This window comes from Paenibacillus sp. PK1-4R (genome assembly GCF_030369595.1).
GTDB lineage: Bacteria > Bacillota > Bacilli > Paenibacillales > Paenibacillaceae > Paenibacillus.
Genome location: NZ_CP126535.1, coordinates 5,490,964 through 5,516,916, shown reverse-complemented (window position 1 = coordinate 5,516,916; position 25,953 = coordinate 5,490,964). Strand labels below are relative to the sequence as shown.

Sequence of the window (25,953 nt, the reverse complement as noted above, 5' to 3'; positions counted from 1 at the left end):
CGTTTTCCTTAAACCGTATCAAGGGATTCCCCTTGAAAAAGAATCTAATCTTGTTTATACTAAAATGGTTATTTTGTACGTGATTGCCTACGTGAACATGTGAATTTTGGAGGGGAAAGTATACAATGAAAGCAACTTGGGAAAAGATAGAGAAGAACCTTGGGGTTCTTGAGGTTGAAGTGGATGCAGATCGTGTAACTGCAGCACTCGACAAAGCTTTTAATAAAGTGGTTAAACAAGCAAACGTACCTGGATTCCGTAAAGGTAAAGTACCACGTTCCATCTTCGAAGCACGTTTTGGTGTAGAGAGCCTTTATCAAGAAGCAATCGACATTTTGCTTCCTGAAGCTTATACAGAAGCAATCGACCAAACGGATATTTTCCCGGTTGATCGTCCTGACGTAGATGTTGAACAATTCGCTAAAGGACAAACATTCAAGTTTAAAGCAAAAGTAACTGTGAAACCTGAAGTTACTCTTGGTGAGTACAAAGGAATCGAAGTTGCTGTAGCAAAAGGTGAAGTAACTGACGCAGAAGTGGCTGAAGAACTTGAGCGCCTTCAACAACGTCACGCTGAACTCGTTGTAATCGACGAAGGTTCCGCTGCTAACGGCGACGTTGCAGTAATCGACTTCGACGGTTCCGTTGATGGTGTACCTTTCGAAGGTGGACAAGCTGAGCGTTATTCCCTGGAACTGGGTTCCAACACATTCATTCCTGGATTTGAAGAACAAGTTGTGGGTCTTTCCACAGGCGACTTCAAAGACGTAGAAGTGACTTTCCCAGAGAGCTACCATGCAGCAGAACTTGCTGGCAAACAAGCGGTATTCAAAGTGAAAATTCACGAAATCAAACGCAAACAACTTCCTGCATTGGATGATGAGTTTGCTAAAGATGTTAGTGAATTCGATACACTGGAAGAGTACAAAGCTGACCTGAAAACACAATTGGAATCCCGTAAAGCTGACGAAGCCAAAGCTGCACAAGAAAATGCAGTTGTAGAAAAAGTGGCTGAGAACGCTGAAGTGGACATTCCTGCTGCAATGGTTGAGAGCGAAGTACAAAACATGATGCGTGATTTCGACAACCGTCTGCGTAACCAAGGTATGAACCTTGAAATGTTCCTGAGCTTCTCTGGCCAGACTCAAGCTGACCTGAGAGGACAAATGCAAGAAGATGCTTCCAAACGTGTTCGCAACAACCTGGTGCTGGAAGCTGTAGGTAAAGCGGAAAACATTGAAGTATCTGACGAAGAAGTGAATCAAGAACTGGAGAAAATGGCTGAATCTTACAAGCGTCCTGCTGATGAGATCCGTGGCATCCTCGAAGGTAATGGTTCCCTGGACAGCCTTCGCGATGAAGTTAAACTGCGCAAAACGATTGACGTTCTTGTTGAGAACAGCACAGTTGTTGAACCAGTTGAAGCTCCAGCTGAAGAAGTTGTTGCAGAAGCTGACGAAAAATAAGACAAGCTGTTATCAACTTGTCAGTTGAATAAACGATAAGGCACGTGAATTATTGCGTGCCTTATTTTTAAATTATGACATCCATTTTATAGAAAATGAAGTAATTATATGGATGAACACTAATTTTATTGATCCGTGTACACTTTTTACATACCTATGTACTTCATGCAAATAAAAAACGGCAAGACGGCATAGGATGGCTTCAATTTGCACATACATAGAAAACATGGTTAAATATGATCAGGCTAAAAAAGTAAACAAACGGATGTCTGACCCCTCTTGTGAAAAATGACATTGTCACAGGAAAGTGTTAGAATGAATTTGGGTTTGCTTTACAGGTGGCCTATGTCTAATTACATGTAGAAAAGAGGTTGGTCTCATGAGTCTGGTGCCAATGGTTATAGAACAAACCAATCGAGGCGAGCGGTCTTACGATATATATTCACGTTTGCTGAAAGATCGCATTATCTTTCTAACCAGTGCGATTGATGACGATGTAGCCAATCTTGTCATAGCACAGCTTTTGTTTTTGGCAGCCGACGATCCTGAGAAGGATATCAGCTTGTACATTAACTCACCTGGTGGTTCTGTCACCGCAGGGATGGGTATATACGATACGATGCAATTTATCAAGCCGGATGTATCTACCATTTGCGTAGGGATGGCAGCAAGCATGGGCTCGTTATTGCTGACAGCCGGTGCACCTGGCAAGAGATATGCGCTGACAAACAGCGAAGTAATGATTCATCAGCCGCTTGGCGGCATTCAAGGACAGGCTGCGGATATTAAGATACACGCAGAATGGATTATTAAAACACGTCAGAAACTGAATCAAATATACGTCGATCGTACGGGTCAGCCTCTTGAGAAAATTGAGCGGGATACCGACCGTGACTTCTTCATGAGCGCTGAAGAAGCTAAGACGTACGGCATTATTGACCAGGTGCTCAGTAGACCGATCAATTCCTAAAGGGGTGGTTTCATGTTTAAATTTAACGATGAGAAAGGGCAATTGAAATGCTCTTTTTGCGGTAAATCTCAGGAGCAGGTACGCAAGTTGGTCGCTGGACCAGGCGTGTACATTTGTGATGAATGTATCGAACTTTGCACCGAAATCGTTGAGGAAGAACTTGGTCATGATGAAGAAGTAGACCTGAAAGATATTCCGAAACCAAAAGAAATTCGTAATATTCTGGATCAATATGTTATTGGACAGGAACAAGCGAAAAAATCATTGTCTGTTGCCGTGTATAATCACTACAAACGGATCAACACACAAAGCAAAATTGAAGACGTTGAATTGTCAAAGAGTAACATTTTGCTGTTAGGACCAACAGGTTCTGGTAAAACGTTGCTTGCGCAAACGATGGCGAAAATTTTGAATGTTCCTTTTGCTATTGCGGATGCTACGTCATTAACAGAAGCGGGTTATGTAGGTGAGGATGTAGAGAACATCCTGCTCAAACTGATTCAAGCTGCTGATTATGATGTGGAAAAAGCAGAGCGTGGCATTATTTATATCGATGAGATTGATAAAGTAGCGCGTAAATCCGAAAACCCATCCATTACTCGTGATGTATCGGGCGAAGGTGTGCAACAGGCTCTCTTGAAAATTCTTGAAGGAACTGTGGCTTCTGTACCACCGCAAGGTGGTCGTAAACACCCTCATCAAGAATTCATTCAGATCGATACAACGAACATCCTGTTCATTTGCGGCGGTGCCTTTGATGGTCTGGAGCAAATGATCAAACGCCGGATCGGTAAAAAAGTCATTGGCTTCAATACCGTTTCTGAGCAAAAAGATCTGAAACCAGGTGAATACCTGGGTATGGTATTGCCGGAAGATTTGCTGAAATTTGGTCTGATTCCAGAATTTGTAGGCCGTCTGCCAGTCATCTCCACTTTGGAGCCGCTGGATGAAGATACGCTGGTACGGATTCTTTCCGAACCAAAAAACGCGCTTACCAAACAGTACCAAAAACTGCTTGAGCTGGATAATGTGAATCTGGTATTTGAACCAGCTGCATTGCTCGCGATTGCAAAAGAAGCAATTAAGCGTAACACAGGTGCACGTGGATTGCGTGCCATCATTGAAGGTATCATGCTGGAAATCATGTATGAAGTGCCTTCACGTGAAGATGTTACGAACTGTGTCATTACCGAAGAAGTTGTTGAGAAAAGAGTCGTGCCTGAACTAAGCCAATCGAAGGACGATAAGCAGGAAGAGAGTGCCTAATAAAAGGCCTGAATCCCGTTGAACTCTGAAATATAGACTTGTCAGTTCTCCACTTTGGCAGAAGGCGAATTCATGTCTCTGTCAGGGTGGAGCTTTGACGTTGTGGGGAGAGAAATCACTCATGTATTTAAGACAGGATACACGTCCCGTGAAAGTGGGAAACGTAACGATCGGTGGCAGTAACGAAGTCATTATCCAAAGTATGTGTACAACCAAAACGGCAGACGTTGAAGCCACGGTTGCAGAGATTCTGCGACTGGAAGAAGCGGGCTGTCAAGTGGTACGTGTAACGGTGAATAATGAGGAAGCTGCCGCAGCCATCAAGGAAATTAAAAAACGCATTCATATACCGCTCGTAGCGGACATTCATTTCAACTATAAGTTGGCTTTACTTGCGATTGAAAACGGCATCGATAAAGTTCGGATTAATCCAGGTAACATCGGTAAACGTGCAAAAGTGGAAGAAGTGGTTAAGGCTTGTAAAGACCGCGGCATTCCGATTCGGATTGGAGTAAATGCGGGGTCTTTGGAAAACCATCTCCTTGAGAAGTATGGGTATCCTACGGCAGATGCTATGGTAGAAAGTGCATTGTATCACATTGGTATTTTGGAAGAGCTTGATTTCCATGATATCATCGTGTCTCTCAAAGCATCGGATGTGCCGATGGCGATTGAGGCATATACCAAAGCAGCTCAAATCATTCCGTATCCGTTGCATCTCGGGATTACCGAAGCAGGTACACTGTTCTCCGGTACGATCAAAAGCTCCGCAGGTATGGGAGCCTTGTTGTCGATGGGTATTGGTTCAACGATGCGGATCTCACTGAGTGCGGACCCGGTAGAAGAAATCAAGGTTGCTCGTGATCTGCTCAAAACATTTGGACTCATTACAAATGCAGCCACATTGATCTCCTGCCCAACGTGTGGACGTTTGGATATCGACCTGTTCTCCATTGCCAACGAAGTGGAAGAGTATATCTCCAAACTGAAGGTACCGATTAAAGTATCGGTGTTGGGTTGTGCGGTTAATGGTCCAGGTGAGGCCAAAGAAGCGGATATCGGGATTGCCGGTGCTCGTGGAGAAGGTCTCTTGTTCCGTCACGGCAAGATGATCCGTAAAGTGCCTGAAGAAATCATGGTTGAGGAATTAAAAAAAGAGATCGACAAAATCGTCGAAGCCTACGAAGAGACAGGTGTTATTCCTGGTCGTTCGCACTGATTGATTCATATCTTGTTACAACAAAAGCTCGCCAGTTATGGCGGGCTTTTTATTTTCTCGCATACAAATTCCGCATCGCCCGTTTACGTCGCGTCGAAAAGGCTATACTACCAAGTATTAGCATGATCTCATATGAGAATAGCGACAAAATAGGAGGATGTGAAGACATGGAATTTGGTATGGTCATCATGTTGATTCAGTTATTTTTTGGAGTGGTGATTGGTTTGTATTTCTGGAACCTGCTGCGTGGCCAGAAAACGAACCGCAGTGCCGTTGAGCGTGAATCTCGCAAGGAACTGGAGAAGCTGCGCAAGCTGCGTTCGATCTCACTCACCAAGCCGCTGTCGGAGAAGACGCGTCCAGCTACCATTAACGATATTGTTGGGCAAAAAGACGGGCTACGTGCCCTTAAAGCTGCATTATGCAGTGCGAATCCGCAACATGTTATCATTTATGGCCCTCCCGGAGTCGGGAAGACAGCTGCCGCAAGGGTTGTGTTGGAAGAGGCCAAGAAGAATCCATCTTCTCCTTTCAAGCCAGACGCCAAATTCACGGAGCTGGATGCAACAACAGCCCGTTTTGATGAACGTGGTATTGCGGACCCCTTAATTGGCTCGGTTCATGATCCGATATATCAGGGAGCAGGAGCTATGGGCGTTGCTGGTATTCCCCAACCAAAACCAGGCGCTGTGACGAAAGCGCATGGGGGAATGCTTTTTATTGATGAAATTGGTGAATTACATTCGATTCAGATGAATAAGCTGTTGAAAGTGTTGGAGGATCGCAAGGTGTTTTTGGAGAGTGCGTACTATAACTCGGAAGACACGCATACTCCTGCTTATATCCACGATATTTTTCAAAATGGGCTGCCGGCCGATTTCCGCCTTGTTGGAGCGACGACACGTTCGCCTCATGAACTGCCACCAGCTTTGCGTTCACGCTGCATGGAAGTTTATTTCCGTCCTTTGTTGCCTGAGGAGATTGGGCGAATTGCAGAGGATGCTGTTCAGAAAATAGGGTTCAGTCCATGTCCGGATGCCGTTGATGTGGTCAAGCGATATGCAACCAATGGACGTGAAGCGGTCAATATCATCCAGCTGGCTGCTGGACTTGCGCTGACAGAGAAGCGTGAGACGCTTCAGGCGTCTGATGTGGAGTGGGTGGCGGGTAGCAGCCAGATTCAGCCACGGCCTGATCGGAAGGTCCCTACACAGCCGCAGGTGGGGTTTGTTAACGGCTTGGCCGTATACGGACCGAATATGGGAACCATTTTGGAGATCGAAGTGTCTGCTGTTCCGGCTCTTAAAGATCAAGGCCGAATCAACATTACAGGCGTTGTGGATGAGGAAGAGATTGGAGGCGGTTCGCGTACACTCCGGCGAAAAAGTATGGCCAAAGGCTCGGTTGAAAATGTGTTAACCGTATTAAAAGCCATGGGTATTCGTCCGAATGATTACGATTTACACGTGAATTTCCCAGGTGGGACGCCTATTGATGGTCCATCCGCCGGGATTGCGATGGCGACTGCCATTACATCAGCCATTCAGGGACGCCCTGTGGATCATGAGACAGCGATGACTGGCGAGATCAGTATTCATGGTAGGGTTAAGCCTATTGGTGGCGTGCTGGCCAAGGTGGAGGCTGCCTTTCAGGCAGGAGCGAAGACCGTTATTATTCCCGCGGAGAACTGGCAGTCCATTTTTGAGAATCTGGATGGCTTGCGCGTTATCCCGGTAGATACGGTACAGGACGTATTCCGTGAAGTGTTTGCCTGGGTTCCGGAATCACAACAGATGGAACAAACGAAGCTTGCAGAGGAGACAGTTGCACCTGCACCGGAGATTTTTCCACCAGCATCCGCTTCCTATTTGCGTGCGGACGTGCCTCGTCCAGGACAGGTTACAGATTCGGGAAGCTGCTAAGCGCTTCCCTTCATTGGTTTTTTATGTGAACATTTGATAGAATAATGAATGACTACAACCTGAGAGCCATTGGAGGTGCGAAAGCGATGGGACCGAGCAAAGCGAAAGGTCGTCGTTTTCCTTTACTGCCTTTAAGAGGACTTCTCGTCTACCCGAGTATGGTACTGCATCTCGATGTGGGCCGGGAGAAATCGGTCAAGGCTTTAGAAAAAGCGATGGTAGAAGAACATCTGATTCTCCTATGTTCCCAAGCCGAAGTAAATATTGAAGAACCAACACAAGAGGACATTTTCAGAATCGGAACCGTGGCCAAGGTCAGACAGATGCTGAAGCTTCCGAACGGTACGATTCGTGTACTCGTGGAAGGCTTGGAACGGGCTGAAATTATTGAATATACGGACAACGAGGAATATTATGAAGTACTGGCTAAAGAGCTGCCTGAAGAGGAGAATACCCATCCGGAGACGGATGCCTTGATGCGTACCGTTCTGAACCAGTTCGAGAATTATATTAATCTGTCCAAAAAAGTGACACCAGAGACACTCGCAGCGGTGTCTGACATCGAAGAACCAGGGCGTCTGGCCGATGTCATCACGAGTCACCTGTCCTTGAAGATCAAGGACAAACAGGAAATTCTGGAGACCATCGACGTTCGGGAACGTCTGGAGAAATTGCTGGATATCCTGAACAATGAGCGCGAGGTGCTGGAGCTTGAACGCAAGATTAGCCAACGTGTGAAGAAACAGATGGAGAAAACGCAGAAGGAATATTATTTGCGCGAGCAGATGAAAGCGATCCAGAAAGAACTGGGTGAAAAAGAAGGCCGTGCGGGTGAGGTCGAGGAACTTCGCACTCAGATGGAAGAACTCGGCTTGCCGGACAAGGTGAAAGAAAAGGTCGAGAAAGAAATTGATCGACTGGAGAAAATGCCTGCAAGTTCAGCCGAGGGCGGAGTCATTCGCAACTACGTGGATTGGCTGCTTGGCCTTCCTTGGAGTCAGATGACAGCGGATGACCTGGATATCCAAAAAGCCGAAGATGTGCTCAATGCAGATCATTACGGATTGGAAAAACCCAAAGAGCGTGTGCTTGAATATCTGGCTGTCCAGAAGCTCGTCAAGAAGCTCAAAGGGCCAATTCTCTGTCTGGTTGGACCTCCAGGGGTCGGTAAAACATCACTTGCCCGTTCGATCGCCAGATCGCTGGGTCGGGAGTTTGTAAGAATATCTCTTGGCGGCGTGCGTGATGAAGCCGAGATTCGTGGTCACCGACGCACCTATGTAGGCGCCATGCCTGGGCGTATCATCCAGGGGATGAAAACGGCGGGTTCACTTAATCCGGTATTCCTGCTGGACGAGATTGATAAGATGGCTTCAGATTTCCGCGGAGATCCTTCCGCAGCGTTACTTGAGGTGCTTGATCCGGAACAGAATAATACGTTTAGTGATCACTTTGTAGAATTGCCGTTTGACTTATCCAACGTTATGTTTATAACAACTGCCAACACGGTGCACAATATTCCGCGTCCATTGCTGGATCGGATGGAAATGCTCAACATCCCTGGTTACACGGAGCTGGAGAAGCTGCAAATTGCGAAAAACTATTTGTTGCCCAAACAGAAGCAGGACCATGGTCTGGAAGAAGAGCAATTGGAAATCCCGGATGACGCGTTGTTGCGTGTAATTCGTGAATATACACGGGAGTCAGGTGTACGTAATCTGGAACAGCAGATGGCTTCGTTGTGCAGGAAAGCTGCGAAGAACATCGTATCTGGTGTGGAAGGTCAGATTAACATCTCATCAGATGAGATCAAAGACTACCTTGGACCTGGCAAGTTCCGTTATGGTATGGCCGAACTGGAAGATCAGATTGGTACCGTAACGGGTCTGGCGTGGACTGAAGTAGGTGGAGATACACTTGTCATTGAAGTGACTGTTGTGCCTGGAACAGGTAAATTGACTCTCACAGGTAAACTGGGGGATGTCATGAAGGAATCGGCACAAGCCGCATTCAGTTACACCCGTTCCAAAGCTACACAGCTTGGAATTTCGCCTGATTTCCATGAGAAAAACGATATTCATATCCACGTTCCGGAAGGAGCGATTCCGAAGGATGGTCCATCTGCCGGGATTACGATGGCAACAGCGTTAATCTCTGCCTTGACGAACAAACATGTGTCCAAGGATATCGCGATGACTGGTGAAATAACACTGCGTGGACGTGTGCTGCCGATTGGTGGTCTGAAAGAGAAATCACTGGCAGCCCATCGTGCCGGCTATAAAAAAATATTATTGCCTAAGGATAACGAACGGGACCTGCGTGACATTCCAGACAGCATCAAGGAAGATGTGGAGTTTGTCCCTGTAGCCCATATGGATCAGGTATTGCAGCATGCACTTGTTGAGCAGACAGGAATTCACCTGTAATCCACGTATCCGAAAGGTTCGTATGAAGATTAGACCGTTCTGCGGAGGCTTCGGCGTCCGCTGGAACGGTTTTTTTGGTATGATAGAACAATCCATGGCATAATACCTTCAACAGGTGATGCATAGCACAGGCGTTCAAGAGAGGAAAGATACAATATGAAAGTAAATCAATCTGAATTTATTATCAGTGCCGTTCGGCCTGAACAATACCCCGAGGACGGTCTGCCAGAGATTGCTTTGGCGGGACGCTCCAATGTGGGAAAATCTTCCCTGATCAACCGTTTGATCAATCGTAAAAATTTGGCTCGGACGAGCTCAACACCGGGTAAGACACAGCAACTCAACTATTATAAAATTAATCAGGATCTCTACTTCGTCGATTTCCCGGGATATGGCTACGCTAAAGTTTCCAAAGAGCAACGCTTTGCTTGGGGCAAAATGATGGAGAAATACTTGCTAGGACGCGAAGAATTGAAACTGGTTATGCAGATGGTGGATATGAGACATGAGCCATCGAAGGATGACAAGATGATGAATGAGTGGCTTCGTCATAACGGATTGCCTCTGGTTGTCGTAGCGACCAAGATGGACAAGATTCCAAAAACACGCAGAGCCAAACACATCAAAGTCATTAAGGAATCACTGGGCCTTCGTTCAGGAGATTTGTTTGTGCCGTTTTCATCCGAAGAGGGATTGGGGAAAGAAGAGTTATGGGACATCATAACCCGCCATGCTCAGATAGATAAGTATGCACCAGTGCCGGATGCAGAGGGTGCTTCTGATGAGGAAGAAACCAACGAAATTAACGGATAACCGAGATAGTATATCGTTTTAGTGCAGGAAAGTGAGCATGCTAAGTGAATCTTAGATGAGATCAAGATTAATCCGGTTTTTTATGGAATTTCGTGAGAATTCATCATCTGGGTCTGGAGAAAAATAGTGTTAGGGTAGTGTATAATGAGCATAGGTGCATATTGCCAACAGTACCAAAAATACCGGCCTTGCCGGCCTGAAGAATTTTGAGATGACTGCTACATGTGCAGGAAGACAAAACAATCGGGAAAGAATTGAGGGATTTGTATGGCTCAGCGGTTAGCCACAGAGTATGTTAAGGCCACTATGAAATTGTCAGAACCCCAGATGCATCAGTTTTTGCGCATGACAGAAGACGGCAGGCTTCATCATCGGGTTAAGGTGTTGGACAATGGTTGTCAGGAGGTTGTGCTGGGGGATGTAAGTGGAGAAGAAGTGCATTTCCCTTTTGACCGCATAGAAGGGTTTTATATCTGTGAGTTATCTTGCCGCCTGGTGAATCTGCATTTGACCAACGTTGTCCGGAAGCTCTTTGTGACTTTCAAAGGTGACGGGGTCGTGCATCGGATCTATAAAGGGTTCACCATGACGTATGTTTATGCTCAAGGCACTGTCCGTAAAATTGTGGAGAAAACCGGGGAGAACACCCGAGTGATCTATGAATACAAAAATACGTTGCTTGAATTGCAACATCTGTTCCAGGCAAGAGATGTAGAACGCGAAATCAACCGTGTGTATGCCGAGATCGATTCACTGCTGGACACTAGAAAAGATGCGACTGCTGATCAGCTCCATCAGATTGATGAGACCCTTGCTCGTCATCAAAAACGGTTGTTTGAGCTTGAAGCTTATTAACTTAAAGTTGTATGTTTATAAACGTATATGAATGTAATGAATTCCCTTGTATCTTCCGGGCAGTGGCACTCGCCAATGTGGAGGTTTCAGGGGATTTTTTAATGTGAGATCGAATATTCCGATTAGAAAATATTTATTTTACAATCTTCTGGAAAAGGGTTGATTTCACTCTGATTCAATGTTATTTTTAATCTCGTTGAAAACAATATAGGAACCAGGATTCACTCAGGACATTATATGTTGCGAGAGATTTTTCCCTCGGGAAGTGAATGACGTAGGTCCTAGCGGATGAAATTTTTCAAACATTTTATTCCTAGGAAGGGGGAACCGAAGGATGGAATATTCAACTTTCGGAAGACACGTTGCTGTTGATACTTGGGGTGTCGACTTTAATCTACTGAACAATGCAGAGTATCTGGAAGCCCAAATGGTTGAAGCAGCAGAGGCATGTGGCGCGACAGTGATGTCCGTACAGTCCAAGCAGTTTGATCCACAGGGAGCGACCGTACTTGTACTATTGTCTGAGAGCCATCTCTCCATTCATACGTATCCTGAGAGAGGTTTTGCAGCGATTGATTGTTACACTTGTGGGGAGACTGTAGATCCACAGCTTGCTATTGACTACCTGGTATCCGTATTAAAGCCTGAAAAAACGTATGCAAAGAAGTTGGTACGTGGTTTGGGCGAATTGCAAGTTGAAACACCAGACATGAACAACCAGACTGAACGGGTTTAAATAAAAAGTATATTGCATACACAATGTTCACATATCGGGATGGACACATAACCTCCCAAACTCTAATAGTCATGGAATAATTCCATGGCTATTTGTTTTAATATGCGTATCGTTATGAATATTCATAATCGACACTTTTTAACGCATAACGGTGAACTTTGGTGAGACACTACAATAAATGACAGTGCATATGATGATGAACATGGTGATTTCATAAACATTTCATAAAAAGGACCCGGTCACGGCTATGATGTGTGATATAATTAACCATGTCAATCATAAATGGATAGACATATGCAGTAAGCACTTTGATTGGAAATTTATTAGGCAGGTGAACTTGCAATGCACATCGTTGTCGTTGGTTTGAATTATCGCACGGCGCCTGTAGAGGTTAGGGAACGATTCACATTTGCAGAAAAGGACTTGTCTGAAGCGCTGCAGCAGCTCAAGCTGACCAAGAGTGTATTGGAAGGTGTAATCGTAGCCACATGTAACCGTACCGAGTTGTATGTTGTGGTGGACCGTCTTCACATGTGTGGTTATTTTATTCGAACATTCATGGAACAATGGTTTAATGTACCACGGGAAGAATTTACGCAACACTTATATATATATGAAGATGATCAAGCCATGCGCCATTTGTTCCGTGTCATCTGCGGACTAGATTCCATGGTCATTGGTGAGACTCAGATTCTTGGACAGGTGAAACAGGCTTTTCTTAAAGCGCAGGAAGAGAAATCAACAGGTACATGGTTTAATAAGTTATTTAAGCAGGCAGTTACATTGGGCAAACGGGCACATTCGGAGACTTCCATTGGGGAAAGCGCCGTATCTGTCAGTTATGCTGCTGTTGAACTCGGTAAGAGGATTTTTGGCATGTTCACAGACAAGAAGGTGCTCATTCTGGGTGCCGGCAAGATGAGTGAACTAACCGTGAAACATCTCTATGCCAACGGGGCATCCGAGGTCATCGTGGCGAATCGTACGCTTGCAAGAGCAGAAGAATTGGCAGCCAAGTTCCGGGGTACACCTTGTACGATGGAACAGGCATTAAATCGACTTAATGAAGTTGATATTGTGATTAGTTCCACTGGAGCTGAACGTTATGTCATGGATGCAGCAGTGGTACGGGAGAGCATGAAGCGTCGTCAATCTCGTCCATTGTTCCTGATTGATATTGCGGTTCCACGCGATATTGATCCGGCGATTGGTGAATTATCCAATGTATTTCTCTATGACATTGATGATCTGGAAGGAATCGTGGAGAGCAACCTGGAGATGCGTAAGGTGGAAGCTGCCAAGATTGAGAGAATGATCGAGCTTGAGATGGAGGATTATTACCATTGGCTCAAAACGCTGGGTGTTCGTCCCGTTATTCGCGCTTTGCAGGAAAAAGGTGTCTCCATTCATGAAGAAACGATGGATAGCCTGTTTAATAAACTGCCTGAGCTCGATGAACATCAACGTAAAGTCATTCGTCGTTTGACCAAGAGTATTGTGAACCAAATGACGACAGATCCGATTAATCGGATTAAGGAAATGGCAGGCACGAAGCAAGGTGATGAAGCTCTGCGCATGTTTACTCAGATCTTCGCTCTGGAAGATGCAGTAGAGGTGGCCGCTGAAAAAGTGAGTCAGAGTGATGCTACAGCTCTGGCGAAACCAGCTGCTCACCTTAACGAAAACCGGCAAGACCCCGTGCCGGCTTATGCTCCGGCAGGCGTATAAGGCGGGTGGGCAGCTTGACCCTTGCTGAACAAGTCTATGAAGCTCTAATCTATATGTATGCCCTGAGCCTACTGTTCTATTTCTCGGACTGCATTCGACGCAATGCGGGGGCGAAGCGGACAGGCACAGGGTTTCTTGTCGTTGTTTGGGGACTGCAGGTGACGCATGTCATATTGCGCATGTGGACTGAAGGCCATTTCCCCATCTACACCACCTTTGATTTTTTGTTTATATTTTCATTCAGTATTGTGCTGATGTCTCTTGTCATGACTCGCATTCAGCGTTCCGAATTTGTGATTTTGTTGCTGAATGTTGTAGGTTTTTCCGTTACGGTATTAAACCGACTATGGTTTACGGCCGGAGAGATATCACTGCATAACTGGCAAACGGTACATGGATTACTCATTATGCATATTACCTTGGCGAATCTTGGTTTTGCGGCGTTAACCGTTGCTACGGTATTTGCCTTGTTATATCTGTTCTTGCACCGTAAGTTGAAGAAGAAAAAGTGGAATGATACGATGCGACGGCTGCCAAGCCTGGAAGTGATCGGTAAGTATATGGATGGTGCTACGTTGATAGGAACACCGCTCCTTGGTGTTTCTGTGATGCTTGCCGTATTATCCATTGTGGCGGAAAGACGCTGGATTCTACTCTTGGATCTCAAAGTTATTTCGACAGGTCTTGCTATAGCCATCTATGTGGGTTACTTCGTATCCAAGAGAAGGAAACAGTTCTCTACAATTATCATGGCAAGATGGACACTGATCGGGTATGGATTTGTCATTATAAGTTTTTTATCCAATGCGTATTCAGCGTTTCATCGTTGGACGGGAGAGTGAAGGGGATGGACCGTTACACGCCGATATTTGTGAATACTTCAGGCAAGAAGTGCTGCGTGGTTGGTGGTGGACGTGTTTCCGAACGTAAAATTAAGGGATTGCTGCATGCTGAGGCACAGATTACGGTCATTAGTCCGGAGCTTACTCCCGTATTAAAACAACTGCATCATGAATCCCGAATTCAATGGATAGACCGGTCCTACCGCAATGGAGATTTGCGGGGGGCCTTTCTCGTATATGCAGCGACTGACCATTCAGAGGTCAATTCAACTGTGGTTCGGGATGCTGAGGCTGCGGGCATATTGGTGAATGACGCAATGTCTTCGAAGCACAGCAGCTTTATCACACCAAGCGTGGTAAGGCGCGGGAGATTAAGCATAGCGATATCCACAGCAGGAGCGGGACCGGCAGCAGCTGCGGAGATACGTGCCACACTCGAACGACAGTTCGGTGATGAGTATGAGACGTACCTTGAGTTTTTGCACCAGATGAGGACCGAGGTGAAGTCACGCGTATCATGTTCAAGTCTCAGAAATGCGTTGCTTCGGCAATTAACTGAAATGCACATATTAGAAGATATTCGTACAGGCCATTTTCGTTGGTGGACCGAAGAAGAAATCGGGGACTGGATATCCCGTAATCAGGAGGAAGTGTAGATATGCGTACAATTAAAGTTGGAAGTAGACAGAGCGCGCTTGCGCTAACCCAGACAGGCCATGTCATTCAGGATTTACGTGATATTTGTGAGCGGGAAGGATTAGCTTTTGACTTTGAAGTACATAAGATTGTTACCAAGGGAGATCTCATTCTGGATGTAACGTTGTCAAAAGTCGGAGGCAAAGGTTTGTTTGTCAAAGAGATTGAACAGGCGATGCTTGATCGTACGATTGATATGGCTGTGCATAGCATGAAAGATATGCCCTCCGAGTTACCCGAAGGATTAATCAATGGCGCTATTCCCCGTCGTGCAGATCCACGGGATGCGCTGATCTCCAATGGTGGACTTACTCTGGATCAACTGCCAGAAGGAGCTAGAGTCGGAACAAGCAGTCTGCGCCGGTCGAGTCAATTAAAGGCCTATCGTCCAGATTTGCAATTGGAATCGATTCGCGGCAATATTGATTCCCGTCTGCGGAAGCTGGAGACCGAAGGATTCGATGCGATTATTCTGGCAGCTGCAGGATTGTACCGTATGGGCTGGGAAGACCGGATCACAGAATACCTGACGGAAACAGCTTGCCTTCCGGCAGTGGGTCAAGGCGCGCTTGGTATCGAATGTCGTGAAGACGATGAGGAACTATTGCACTTGCTGCAGCTGTATAACGATCCGGAGACAGCATTTCCTGTACAGGCGGAACGCCGTTTTCTCAGTGTATTGAATGGGGGCTGTCAGGTTCCAATTGGTGCTCATGCGGTATGGCTGCCTCAGGAAGATGCGGATTCCCTGAATGGTGAAAACACGTTACAATTAACAGGTATGGTCGGCACGCCGGATGGTGGACTGATTCTTAAGGAAGCTATGATCGGCAAGGACCCGGTTCGTCTGGGAGAAGAAGTGGCTTGGAGATTGATTGAACGGGGAGCAGAGCAGATACTGGCAGAAGTTAGGGGATGAAGACATGGTGGGAAAGGTCTTTTTGGTAGGAGCAGGTCCTGGGGATGCAAAGCTGATTACGGTAAAAGGGTGGGAATCCATCGGTAAAGCCGATGCTGTAGTCTATGATCGTTTGGCAAGTCCGAGATTGTTGAAACAAATGAAACCCGGCGCAGTCAAGATTTACGTGGGCAAGCGCCCGGATCGGCATACGATGAAACAGGAAGAGATCAATCAACTGTTGGTTGATCTGGCTCTTGAAGGCAAGGTTGTGGTTCGGCTTAAGGGTGGGGATCCAACGATCTTTGGACGCGTGGGCGAAGAGGCAGGTTTGCTGTACAAAAACGGGATTCCGTTTGAGATTGTGCCTGGGGTAACCGCTGCAATAAGTGTACCTGCGTATGCCGGAATTCCTGTGACTCACCGTGACTATGCATCTTCCATCTCTATTATTACGGGGCACGAGAGTCCGGACAAGCTTGATCGCAGTATCCATTGGGATAAAGTGACGAATGCAACGGGTACACTGGTATTTATGATGGGGGTTGCCAAAATTGGATATATCAGCGAACAATTGATTCGTCATGGTCGTCCAGCGCAAACACCGGTCGCTCTGATTCGTTGGGGAACACGAGCGGAACAGGATACCATTACAGGTACCCTTGAGGATATAGAAGCGAAAGTGATCGCAGCCAATTTCCAACCACCAGCTGTTATTGTGGTGGGGGATGTCGTCAATCAAAGGGAACAATTGAAATGGGCAGAAGCGCTGCCGCTGTTTGGCAAACGAATTCTGGTAACCCGTGCTCGCAGTCAGGCGAGTGAACTGGTGAATCGCATTGAGGAACTCGGCGGGGAACCGTATGAGTTTCCGGTTATTGAGACGGTCATGCCGTCCAGTGAATCTGCGCAGCAAAGTGTCAAAGACGCCTTCAGTGCTTTAAATACCTATGACTGGGTGTTTTTCACAAGTGTGAACGGCGTGGAGTTTTTCTTCCGCCATCTGGAACAGGAAGGCAAGGATATTCGCTCGATTCATCAAGCGAGAATTGCCGCCGTAGGACCTTCCACGGCAGATGCTTTGCGCAAACATGGCATCGTTGCAGAGGTTGTCAAAGGTCCTTTCCAGGCCGAAGGTATGCTTGAGGCTTTTGAAAGCGAATTGAAGGAAGGTCAGAGAGTATTGCTTCCGCACGGTGATCTTGCACGTACATGGTTACGTGATCAGTTGAGAGAACGAGGACTTCAGGTCACCGAAGCCATCACCTACGATACGATCCTCGCTGGTGAGAATGATGATGAACTGCTCAAGCTGCTTGAAGAAGGTGGTATTCATGCGGTGACCTTTACAAGTTCGTCCACAGTTACCAACTTCATGAGTATGTTGAAACGTATGGGGTTGCAAGATCCACTGCCTTTATTAAAAGATGTGGAGGTTGCGTGTATCGGACCTGTTACAGCGAAGACGGCAGAAGCCGCTGGACTAAAGGTTACACTGATGGCAGAGGAAGCAACGATGGATAGCTTGATCACAGTGCTATGCGACTGGAAACGGTCAGGCACCAAAGAAGGTGCTCTTCGAAATTAATACACATGTAATCATGTCAACATATGAAGCGTGCTGAATTCGATAGGATACCAGCGCGCTTCCCTTTTTGCTCTATTTAACTTTCAGGGAGGTTTTACTCGTATGAGTTTTCCAATTGTACGGCATCGCCGTTTACGTCAATCCGCAGGTATTCGCAATATGGTTAGAGAGACCCATCTGACCGTGGATGATTTTATTCAACCAATCTATGTTACGTATGGAGAAAATGTAAAATCTGAAATTAAATCCATGCCTGGCGTATTCCGCTTTTCGCTGGATCGTCTTCAGGAGGAAGTAACGGAAATTGCCGAGCTGGGAATTCCAGCCGTGTTATTGTTCGGTATTCCGGAGACCAAGGACAGTGTGGGTTCATCTGGCTTCGCTGAAGATGGCATCGTGCAGGAAGCGACGAGATTGATCAAATCCTGGTATCCAGAACTGCTGGTTGTTGCGGATACTTGTCTGTGTGAATTCACGGATCACGGTCACTGCGGTATGGTACACACCGTGGAGATTGACGGCCATATCTGCGGAGATGTATTAAATGACGAATCATTGGATCTGCTCGTGCAAACTGCAGTGTCACAAGCCAAAGCAGGAGCGGACATTATTGCACCATCCAACATGATGGATGGATTTGTACAAGCGATCCGTGCCGGGCTGGATGAGAATGGATTCAGTCACATTCCGATTATGTCTTACTCTGTTAAATATGCATCTGCATTCTATGGCCCATTCCGCGAGGCGGCAGATTCCACGCCACAATTCGGAGACCGCAAGTCGTATCAGATGGACCCGGCGAACGCGCGTGAAGCCTTGCGTGAAGCAGAGACGGATGTGCTCGAAGGAGCGGACATGTTGATGGTAAAACCATCCCTTTCCTATCTGGATGTTATGCGCACCATCAAGGATCAATTTGATCTTCCGCTTGTTGCCTATAATGTAAGTGGCGAGTATGCCATGGTGAAGGCGGCGGCGATTCAAGGCTGGATCGATGAGAAAAAAGTCGCCATGGAAATCCTGCTCAGCATGAAACGCGCAGGTGCAGATATGATCATTACCTACTACGGAAAAGACGCTTCACGCTGGTTGGCTGAGAAATAAAATAAATTACATTAAGGAGGATATTCATGACTGCACAACAAGGTAATCGTCGAAATGATGAGCGCTCACGCAGCGCGTTTGAGGAAGCGAAGCAGTACATACCCGGGGGTGTGAACAGCCCTGTACGCGCATTCAAATCGGTGGGACTTACTCCGATCTATGCAGAACGCGGCGAAGGGTCCAAAATCTACGATATTGATGGCAATGTTTTTATTGACTATGTGGGATCGTGGGGCCCACTCATTATGGGACATGCACACCCTGACGTTGTAGAAGCTTTGCGTGAGACAGCCCTCAAAGGAACAAGTTTTGGTGCGCCTACCTTGCTGGAGACCGAGATGGCAAAACTCGTCTGTGAGCGTGTACCTTCTATCGATATCGTGCGGATGGTTAATTCCGGTACGGAAGCAACGATGAGTGCCATTCGACTGGCACGCGGAGTAACCGGACGTAGTAAAATTCTGAAGTTTGAAGGATCATATCATGGACATGCCGACAGCTTGCTGATCAAGGCGGGTTCAGGTGTTGCAACACTGGGTCTACCGGATAGTCCAGGTGTACCTGAAGGTGTAGCTGTGAATACAATTACGGTACCTTACAACGATCTGCAATCCGTTAAGCTTGCTTTTGAACGTTATGGTGAAGAACTGGCCGCTGTTATTGTGGAACCTGTGGCAGGTAACATGGGGGTTGTACCTCCGGCTTCCGGTTTCCTTGAAGGCCTGCGCAGTTTGACGACCCAATATGGCAGCCTGCTTATTTTTGACGAAGTCATGACCGGTTTCCGCGTAGGGTTGAACTGTGCTCAGGGACGGTATGGGGTTACACCTGACCTGACTTGTCTGGGTAAAGTGATCGGTGGCGGACTCCCGGTTGGTGCTTATGGTGGCCGTCGCGATCTGATGGAACAGATTGCTCCAACAGGACCGATCTATCAGGCGGGTACACTTAGTGGGAACCCGCTGGCTATGGCCGCAGGATATACGACGCTCAAATTGTTAACACCAGAGGTCTATGACCGTCTGGAGACATTGTCTGCACGTCTGCAAGCCGGATTCGAGAAAAATGCAGCTGAGACGGGTGTTGCGATAACCATCAACCGTGTGGGTTCCATGGTTTGTCCATTCTTCAGTGCCGTTCCCGTAACTAATTATGATATTGCCAAAGAAAGCAATCTGGATCAATTCCGTCGTTATTTTGCGGCCATGATTGATCAAGGTGTGAGTGTTGCTCCTTCGCAATACGAAGGTATGTTTGTCTCTGGTGTGCATACAGAGCAGGATATTGACGATACGATTGAGGCGAATCGTAAAGCTCTTCAATCGCTATGACCATCAAAAGTTGGAAACGCCGCGGGGAATGGCTTGAGCTGATGCCAGGGAAAGCCGTAACAGGCAGTTCAGACAAACCGATGGCTGCAGAGCAATGGCTATTGTCTGAGCTTCAGTTTCCGGAGAAACTGCTTCGTCAGCTGAAATCAAACCAAGGAATACAACTTGCAGGGGACCGGCTTCGGCTGGCCCTTTTTGCGTCCCAGCCAATCGATGTTGAGCCACGCTGGGCTGATGTGGATGTATTGTTTGAGGATGATTTCTGTCTGGTTATGCACAAACCGGCAGGCATGAAACTGCATCCAGATGGAAGCCGTGCTGATCAGGCCATCACGCTGGATCATGTGGTTGCCTCCTATTATGAAATGAACGGAATACAGGCGAGTGTACGCCATGTTCATCGACTGGATGAGGATACAACGGGACCTGTCCTATATGCCAAAAATGCTTTTGCCCTCGCCAAACTGGATGAAGCGATGCGTCGCAAAGAGATTGGCCGTCATTATGTAGCCATTGCAGGTGGACAAATCCCCCTTGAACTCCACAAAATTGATGCTCCGATTGGCAAGGACAGACATCACAAACAGCGCAGGCGTGTCTCGGAAGGTGGACAGGAAGCTGTTACTCATGTGGAGATCGTCGAAGTGTGGGAACGAGCAACCCTTGTACGATTAAAGCTGGATACAGGACGTACACACCAAATTCGTGTACACCTGAGCTACGCGGGACACCCGCTCATTGGTGATGCGTTGTATGGAGGTAGAGCGGATGCCATTGGGCGACAAGCACTTCACGGAGAGATGCTTAGGTTTAGTCATCCGTTAACCGGAGCGATGATTGAAGTGAGCGACCCTTGGCCATCCGATTTCACACAATTGGCAGAGCGTGAGGTGGCTTACTAATACACTATTTAAGTTCGACTAACTATTTACACGAAAACGGAAAGGATAGAAACAACCAGAAGAAGCAAAGCGTTCGCCTAAAAGCTTTCTGAAAGAAAGCTGCTTCGGAAGCATAAGCTATCCCCGGATTTTCCCTTTTATAAAAAGGAATGAAAAAAATCTGGGGATAACAGCGATCAGAGGGTTGTTCTGTCATTGGAGTGACAGTGTAAATAACCATGAGTTGAACATATATAGCAAGGTTTTTCAAAAGGTGGCATGCTCCTCTCATTCAAGGCATATAGATGGGGTAACGAAGGATTTGGACCATGGATCAGTCCCATGAGAAGGATCATGGTGAACATATGCCGAAAGGAGGACGCCACCTTTGTTGAATCAACCTTATGGTTTACGGTTCGATATTTATGAGCGCGTTCATTTGTCTGAGGGAGTCCCTGCGATTGAGGAATTGGAGGAGATTGAACTTTACCCGCGCATTCAAGTCATAGGGCAGGATGATCATGCCACGTTAAGAGGACATCTTTTACTTACAGGTGCGTACAGAGGAGAAAATGAGGCTTCAGAGGAGCTCAAACATTTTATTCCCGTGGAGATCACAGTGCCGCTGAACCGGGTCAGATCGATTGAGGATATTTCCATCGAGATCGAAAATTTTGACGTGGATCTGTTATCCAATCGCAGTCTGAACATTACAGGCGTATTGTCGCTGCGAGGCATCGAGGGGTTTCCTGTTGAAGAGCCACAAGTGTGGTCAGCAGATGAGTTTACAGTTGTTCATTCACCTGATGCTCAGCAATCCAACCGTTCCGATGAAGCAGCACAGACAGGCAGCGACCCCAACACATTTGCACAAGAGTACCTGCTCCAGCGGAGTGAGGAAGAGAGACTTGCGAATGCAGCAGAACTTGCATATGGTGCCCCGGAATTCGCTGACCTGTCTACAAGGGAAGAGACATTAAGGAATAGCGAAGAATGGCAGCAAGAATATGCGGATTCGTCATCGGCCGAGCCAATTCAATCTGAGGAGCAAAGTGCGGAGTACGCTAACGAAAACAGACAACCTGATGTAAACGAAGATCCCGCCTCTCTGACAGAGAATGGGGATGAATTGGCATCTCATGAGCAATACAGCGAACCTTCTCCGATCTCGTCATTTATGGCTGAGACCGCAGATCGGTTAGCTTCTTACCCTGAGTCGGAACCATTGCTGCCTCTGGAAGATGAGTCTTCGGGTTGGTCCGAGCCTTCCGTGGATGCATTGCCTGCGAACTCGAGAAGTGCAGATCAAGCAGTCACAGAGCCTACTGCTCAATCATCTAATGAGTTGGCAGCACCGGATGTACCGGACGCACCAGAGGTATGGCACTTCGAATCAGCGAGATCTGTACCTCAGCAGGAGAATCAGGCAGTTGCCGATGTCCCGAGCGAATCACAGGCGGAGAACTGGCAAGGTGTATTTGCTTCGTCTGAACCACCAGGCAACGCTGAGGAAGACCGACCGTCTTTTGAAGCGACTGGGGTAGACGAGTTCGTACAGAACGAAGCATTTGTTCCTGAACCTGTGGCTGAGACGGAAGACAAGCCGGAGCTGAAGGTTGCTTTTGGCAGCAAAAAAGAATCCGCACCACGGCAAGAAGAGGGCGTAGGTATCTCTTCCTTGTTATCCTCGGGCAGAGCGGCACGCGATGCTGAAGTGGAGCGAGGCGATGAGGTTCCTGCGGGTGTGGTACAGGAAGAAACATATCCAGCTGATGATGGGGAATGGAAGAACCTGTTCCTGGGAACGATTGTCGACCAGACCCCATTCCGCAAGGTGAAACTGTGCATCGTTCAGCGAGAAGACACACTGGATGCCATTGCAGATCGATATCAATTGAGCACGAGGGAACTTCAGTTGTATAACCGATTATCTGAACAAGTTGTGGAAGAAGGTCAGATATTGTACATCCCTTAATCCGTAGTTAAAGCCTTCGTGACAACCCGTGATCCCCTTGAGGATTGCGGGTTTTTGCATAATTCGCCCTAAACCTGCATTCCAGCGCTCTTTATCCGCTGTTGTCAGGTTGACTATCGCGCACGAGCAAGGTATGATGTGTGTAGGTTTTTTGAAGAACAACGTGGAACGGGAGTAGTAGACAGTATGACCTTTCAGAGAGTGGAATTGCAGCGCTGTGAGATTCCGCAGGAACCAACTGATCGAAGTCGCCCGGGAGTTGCCTGTTTGAATACAAGAGATGAATGAGATCTATCGTCATTTATTTCTGAGGTAGGATGGGCCGGTAGCAGCCGTTATCTGCTTGAAGTGTCACGTCATGTACAGAGGGTGAAGTCTATCTTGCTGTAGGCGTGAAACAAAGGTGGTACCGCGAAAGCTAACCTTTCGTCCTTTGATGGATGAAAGGTTTTTTTTGTTTTTTTTGGCGAAGATGATGAAGTAACGGAGGAATGACACATGTCTGAGGAAAAAAAATCAGCTGCAACAGAAATGCCGACCACTTATGATCCTAAGGCGGCAGAGGACAAATGGTACTCCACCTGGATGGAGCGCGGATATTTCAAAGCCGGTCAACGTAAGGATGCCGAGCCGTATACGATTGTAATTCCACCCCCGAATGTAACCGGGATGCTGCACATTGGGCATGCGCTCGATTTTACACTGCAGGATATTCTGATCCGTACCAAACGGATGCAAGGTTACGACGGACTGTGGCTTCCGGGTTCCGACCATGCAGGTATTGCTACCCAAACCAAAGTGGAGCAGAAGCTGCGTGAAGAAGGTCTGACTCGTTATGATCTGGGACGCGAGAAGTTTTTGGAAAAGGTATGGGACTGGAAAGATCAATATGCCACTACCATTCGTCAACAATGGGGCAAAATGGGATTGTCGCTTGATTACTCACGTGAACGTTTTACGCTGGATGAAGGTCTGTCCCAAGCGGTTCGCAAAGTATTTGTTCAACTGTATGAAAAAGGCCTTATTTACCGAGGCAAACGCATCATTAACTGGGACCCGGTGAACCGGACAGCTCTGTCCGACATTGAGGTTGAATATAAAGAGGTTCAGGGTCACTTGTACCATCTGCGTTACCCGCTCAAAGACGGAAGTGGCTACGTTACAGTGGCAACAACACGTCCTGAAACGATGCTGGGTGATACAGCGGTTGCTGTTCATCCGAAGGATGAGCGCTATGCAGATATGATTGGTAAAGTACTTGTACTGCCTATCATTGGACGAGAAATTCCAATTATCGCTGATGATTATGTGGATAAAGAGTTTGGAAGTGGTGCAGTTAAAATCACGCCTGCGCATGATCCAAATGACTTTGAAGTAGGTCTTCGTCATGATCTGCCTCAAATTACGGTAATGGATGAGAGCGGCACAATGAATGCTGAGGCTGGCAAGTATCAGGGACTGGATCGCAGTGACTGCCGCAAGCAGATTGTTGCTGACTTGAAAGAGCAGGGCGTATTGATCAATATCGAGGATCACACGCATCAGGTTGGACACAGTGAGCGTACCGGAGCTGTTGTTGAGCCGTATCTGTCTACACAGTGGTTCGTTGAGATGAAGCCACTTGCAGAGAGAGCGATTAAGAAACAACAGAGTGGTGAAGGAGTTAATTTTGTTCCAGATCGTTTTGAGAAAACCTATCTGAACTGGATCGAAAACGTTCGTGACTGGTGTATTTCCCGTCAACTGTGGTGGGGACATCGTATTCCTGCTTGGTATGATGAAGAAACGGGTGAAATCATTGTATCTGCTGAAGATCCAACAACGCTGCCAGAGTATGCTGGACGCAAGCTCAGACAGGACGAAGACGTACTCGATACTTGGTTTAGCTCCGGCTTATGGCCATTCTCCACACTAGGCTGGCCGGAAGATACGGAAGACCTGAAACGTTATTATCCGACAAGTGTACTTGTGACAGGGTATGACATCATATATTTCTGGGTTGCACGTATGATTTTCACTGCATTGGAATTCACCGATGAGATTCCGTTCAAGGATGTGCTGATGCATGGTCTTGTTCGTGATGCAGATGGACGCAAAATGTCCAAATCACTGGGCAACGGTGTAGATCCGCTGGATGTGATTGAGAAATACGGCGCAGATGCAATGCGTTACATGATCTCAACCAGCAGCACGCCAGGTCAGGATCTCCGTTTCCGTTGGGAACGGGTGGAACAGGCTCGGAATTTCGCCAACAAGATCTGGAATGCTTCGCGCTTTGCATTGATGAATCTGGAAGGATTCACTTATGAGGAACGTGACATTAGCGGAGAGCTTGGTACAGCGGATTATTGGATTTTGCACCGTCTGAACGAAACTTCCCGCGATATTACGCGTCTAATCGAAGCGTATGAATTTGGGGAAACGGGTCGTGTGTTGTATAACTTTATCTGGGATGACCTGTGTGACTGGTACATTGAGTTTGCTAAGCTGTCCTTCTATGGGGAAGATCCGGTTGCCAAGAAGAAAACACAATCAGTACTTGCTTATGTTCTGGATCAGACGATGCGCCTGATTCATCCGTTTATGCCATACATCTCCGAAGAGATCTGGCAGCATCTCCCACATGAAGGTGAGACCATTACGCTGGCAGCGTGGCCGGTATATGATCCTGCTCTTGAGAACCCAGAGGCTGTTGCCGAGATGAACCTGCTCATGGATACCATTCGTGCAGTTCGAAACATTCGTGCAGAAGTGAACGTGCCGATGAGCAAAAAGATCGAGTTGATGGTCAAAGCAAATAGTGCTGAGACGTCCAGCATCATTGCGCGTAACAGTCACTACATCAAACGTTTCTGTAATACGTCCGAGTTCGATAGTGGGCTGGATCTAAACTCACCGGATAAGGCAATGACTGCGATCATTACGGGGGCAGAACTATACTTGCCGCTCGCAGGTCTCATTGATATCGAGCAGGAAGTGGCTCGTTTGGAGAAAGAGTTGGAGAACCTTGAGGGCGAAGTTCTCCGTGTAGAGAAAAAGCTGGCGAACGAAGGCTTTGTTGCCAAAGCTCCTGCCAAAGTTATTGAGGAAGAGCGCGCCAAGCAAGCAGATTATTCCGATAAACGGGATAAAGTGATTGCACGAATCAAGGAACTTAAAGGTTAATATATTTGGGTCGGATGGAGAGCGATTATGCCATCCGGCCGCTTTTTTCACTCAAACTCGGGACCGAAGGTG

The 25,953-nt window shown here is 47.0% G+C and carries 19 protein-coding genes and 1 other annotated feature; all 19 genes read left to right on the top strand.

All coding sequences use genetic code 11. From position 1 onward, the window contains the following. The first annotated feature begins 125 nt into the window (after positions 1–125). Positions 126–1,466, top strand: coding sequence for a trigger factor (gene tig, locus QNO02_RS23990; protein ID WP_091037594.1), 1,341 nt, complete (start codon positions 126–128; stop codon positions 1,464–1,466). Positions 1,467–1,845: 379 nt separating this feature from the next. Beyond that, positions 1,846–2,436 (top strand): ATP-dependent Clp endopeptidase proteolytic subunit ClpP, encoded by a 591-nt coding sequence (gene clpP, locus QNO02_RS23985; RefSeq protein WP_036605886.1) that lies wholly within the window; start codon positions 1,846–1,848, stop codon positions 2,434–2,436. Positions 2,437–2,448: 12 nt separating this feature from the next. Then, a complete protein-coding gene (gene clpX / locus QNO02_RS23980) occupies positions 2,449–3,702 on the top strand; it encodes an ATP-dependent protease ATP-binding subunit ClpX (RefSeq protein WP_036605887.1) in 1,254 nt (417 codons plus the stop codon). Between the two features lie 121 nt (positions 3,703–3,823). Further along, positions 3,824–4,921, top strand: coding sequence for a flavodoxin-dependent (E)-4-hydroxy-3-methylbut-2-enyl-diphosphate synthase (gene ispG / locus QNO02_RS23975; protein WP_076216934.1), 1,098 nt, complete (start codon positions 3,824–3,826; stop codon positions 4,919–4,921). Positions 4,922–5,088: 167 nt separating this feature from the next. Then, complete coding sequence (gene lonB, locus QNO02_RS23970) at positions 5,089–6,843, top strand: ATP-dependent protease LonB (RefSeq protein ID WP_133387115.1); 1,755 nt, start codon at positions 5,089–5,091, stop codon at positions 6,841–6,843. An 86-nt stretch (positions 6,844–6,929) separates the two neighbouring features. Continuing rightward, positions 6,930–9,269: an endopeptidase La gene (gene lon / locus QNO02_RS23965; protein WP_091037589.1), complete on the top strand. Its 2,340-nt coding sequence runs from the start codon at positions 6,930–6,932 to the stop codon at positions 9,267–9,269. Between the two features lie 156 nt (positions 9,270–9,425). After that, a complete protein-coding gene (gene yihA / locus QNO02_RS23960; RefSeq protein WP_091037586.1) occupies positions 9,426–10,082 on the top strand; it encodes a ribosome biogenesis GTP-binding protein YihA/YsxC in 657 nt (218 codons plus the stop codon). A 267-nt stretch (positions 10,083–10,349) separates the two neighbouring features. After that, positions 10,350–10,937 (top strand): hypothetical protein, encoded by a 588-nt coding sequence (locus tag QNO02_RS23955; RefSeq protein ID WP_036605891.1) that lies wholly within the window; start codon positions 10,350–10,352, stop codon positions 10,935–10,937. Positions 10,938–11,271: 334 nt separating this feature from the next. After that, on the top strand, positions 11,272–11,673 hold the full coding sequence (speD, locus tag QNO02_RS23950; RefSeq protein WP_036673526.1) for an adenosylmethionine decarboxylase: 402 nt from the start codon (positions 11,272–11,274) through the stop codon (positions 11,671–11,673). A 342-nt stretch (positions 11,674–12,015) separates the two neighbouring features. After that, a complete protein-coding gene (gene hemA / locus QNO02_RS23945) occupies positions 12,016–13,401 on the top strand; it encodes a glutamyl-tRNA reductase (protein WP_091037583.1) in 1,386 nt (461 codons plus the stop codon). 14 nt (positions 13,402–13,415) lie between these two features. Then, positions 13,416–14,243, top strand: coding sequence for a cytochrome c biogenesis protein CcsA (gene ccsA, locus QNO02_RS23940; RefSeq protein ID WP_371129100.1), 828 nt, complete (start codon positions 13,416–13,418; stop codon positions 14,241–14,243). A 5-nt stretch (positions 14,244–14,248) separates the two neighbouring features. Further along, positions 14,249–14,899 carry a precorrin-2 dehydrogenase/sirohydrochlorin ferrochelatase family protein gene (locus QNO02_RS23935; RefSeq protein ID WP_289390246.1) on the top strand — a complete coding sequence of 217 codons (651 nt, stop codon included), beginning with the start codon at positions 14,249–14,251 and terminating at the stop codon, positions 14,897–14,899. A 2-nt stretch (positions 14,900–14,901) separates the two neighbouring features. Beyond that, entirely contained in the window at positions 14,902–15,858 is a 957-nt protein-coding gene (hemC, locus tag QNO02_RS23930) for a hydroxymethylbilane synthase (protein ID WP_249912911.1), read from the top strand. 4 nt (positions 15,859–15,862) lie between these two features. Beyond that, a complete protein-coding gene (gene cobA, locus QNO02_RS23925) occupies positions 15,863–17,425 on the top strand; it encodes a uroporphyrinogen-III C-methyltransferase (protein WP_249912912.1) in 1,563 nt (520 codons plus the stop codon). Positions 17,426–17,527: 102 nt separating this feature from the next. Then, positions 17,528–18,529: a porphobilinogen synthase gene (gene hemB, locus QNO02_RS23920; RefSeq protein ID WP_091037572.1), complete on the top strand. Its 1,002-nt coding sequence runs from the start codon at positions 17,528–17,530 to the stop codon at positions 18,527–18,529. Between the two features lie 26 nt (positions 18,530–18,555). Continuing rightward, positions 18,556–19,860 carry a glutamate-1-semialdehyde 2,1-aminomutase gene (hemL, locus tag QNO02_RS23915; protein ID WP_249912913.1) on the top strand — a complete coding sequence of 435 codons (1,305 nt, stop codon included), beginning with the start codon at positions 18,556–18,558 and terminating at the stop codon, positions 19,858–19,860. Beyond that, positions 19,857–20,762, top strand: coding sequence for an RluA family pseudouridine synthase (locus QNO02_RS23910; protein WP_249912914.1), 906 nt, complete (start codon positions 19,857–19,859; stop codon positions 20,760–20,762). Before hemL ends, QNO02_RS23910 begins: the two co-directional genes overlap by 4 nt. Before the next feature lie 367 nt (positions 20,763–21,129). Next, entirely contained in the window at positions 21,130–22,716 is a 1,587-nt protein-coding gene (locus QNO02_RS23905; protein WP_289390245.1) for a LysM peptidoglycan-binding domain-containing protein, read from the top strand. A gap of 155 nt (positions 22,717–22,871) precedes the next feature. Further along, positions 22,872–23,153, top strand: a binding site (T-box leader). 61 nt (positions 23,154–23,214) lie between these two features. Continuing rightward, complete coding sequence (locus tag QNO02_RS23900; RefSeq protein ID WP_289390244.1) at positions 23,215–25,881, top strand: valine--tRNA ligase; 2,667 nt, start codon at positions 23,215–23,217, stop codon at positions 25,879–25,881. The last annotated feature ends 72 nt before the right edge of the window (positions 25,882–25,953 follow it).

What these genes read in the sequence shown, in the direction of transcription:
- QNO02_RS23935 (WP_289390246.1), top strand. Translation starts at nt 14,249, where the DNA reads ATGGACCGTTACACGCCGATATTTGTGAATACTTCAGGCAAGAAGTGC.
- clpX (WP_036605887.1), top strand. Translation starts at nt 2,449, where the DNA reads ATGTTTAAATTTAACGATGAGAAAGGGCAATTGAAATGCTCTTTTTGC.
- yihA (WP_091037586.1), top strand. Translation starts at nt 9,426, where the DNA reads ATGAAAGTAAATCAATCTGAATTTATTATCAGTGCCGTTCGGCCTGAA.
- hemL (WP_249912913.1), top strand. Translation starts at nt 18,556, where the DNA reads ATGACTGCACAACAAGGTAATCGTCGAAATGATGAGCGCTCACGCAGC.
- hemA (WP_091037583.1), top strand. Translation starts at nt 12,016, where the DNA reads ATGCACATCGTTGTCGTTGGTTTGAATTATCGCACGGCGCCTGTAGAG.
- clpP (WP_036605886.1), top strand. Translation starts at nt 1,846, where the DNA reads ATGAGTCTGGTGCCAATGGTTATAGAACAAACCAATCGAGGCGAGCGG.
- cobA (WP_249912912.1), top strand. Translation starts at nt 15,863, where the DNA reads ATGGTGGGAAAGGTCTTTTTGGTAGGAGCAGGTCCTGGGGATGCAAAG.
- ispG (WP_076216934.1), top strand. Translation starts at nt 3,824, where the DNA reads ATGTATTTAAGACAGGATACACGTCCCGTGAAAGTGGGAAACGTAACG.
- tig (WP_091037594.1), top strand. Translation starts at nt 126, where the DNA reads ATGAAAGCAACTTGGGAAAAGATAGAGAAGAACCTTGGGGTTCTTGAG.
- lon (WP_091037589.1), top strand. Translation starts at nt 6,930, where the DNA reads ATGGGACCGAGCAAAGCGAAAGGTCGTCGTTTTCCTTTACTGCCTTTA.
- QNO02_RS23910 (WP_249912914.1), top strand. Translation starts at nt 19,857, where the DNA reads ATGACCATCAAAAGTTGGAAACGCCGCGGGGAATGGCTTGAGCTGATG.
- speD (WP_036673526.1), top strand. Translation starts at nt 11,272, where the DNA reads ATGGAATATTCAACTTTCGGAAGACACGTTGCTGTTGATACTTGGGGT.
- QNO02_RS23955 (WP_036605891.1), top strand. Translation starts at nt 10,350, where the DNA reads ATGGCTCAGCGGTTAGCCACAGAGTATGTTAAGGCCACTATGAAATTG.
- hemB (WP_091037572.1), top strand. Translation starts at nt 17,528, where the DNA reads ATGAGTTTTCCAATTGTACGGCATCGCCGTTTACGTCAATCCGCAGGT.
- hemC (WP_249912911.1), top strand. Translation starts at nt 14,902, where the DNA reads ATGCGTACAATTAAAGTTGGAAGTAGACAGAGCGCGCTTGCGCTAACC.
- QNO02_RS23900 (WP_289390244.1), top strand. Translation starts at nt 23,215, where the DNA reads ATGTCTGAGGAAAAAAAATCAGCTGCAACAGAAATGCCGACCACTTAT.
- lonB (WP_133387115.1), top strand. Translation starts at nt 5,089, where the DNA reads ATGGAATTTGGTATGGTCATCATGTTGATTCAGTTATTTTTTGGAGTG.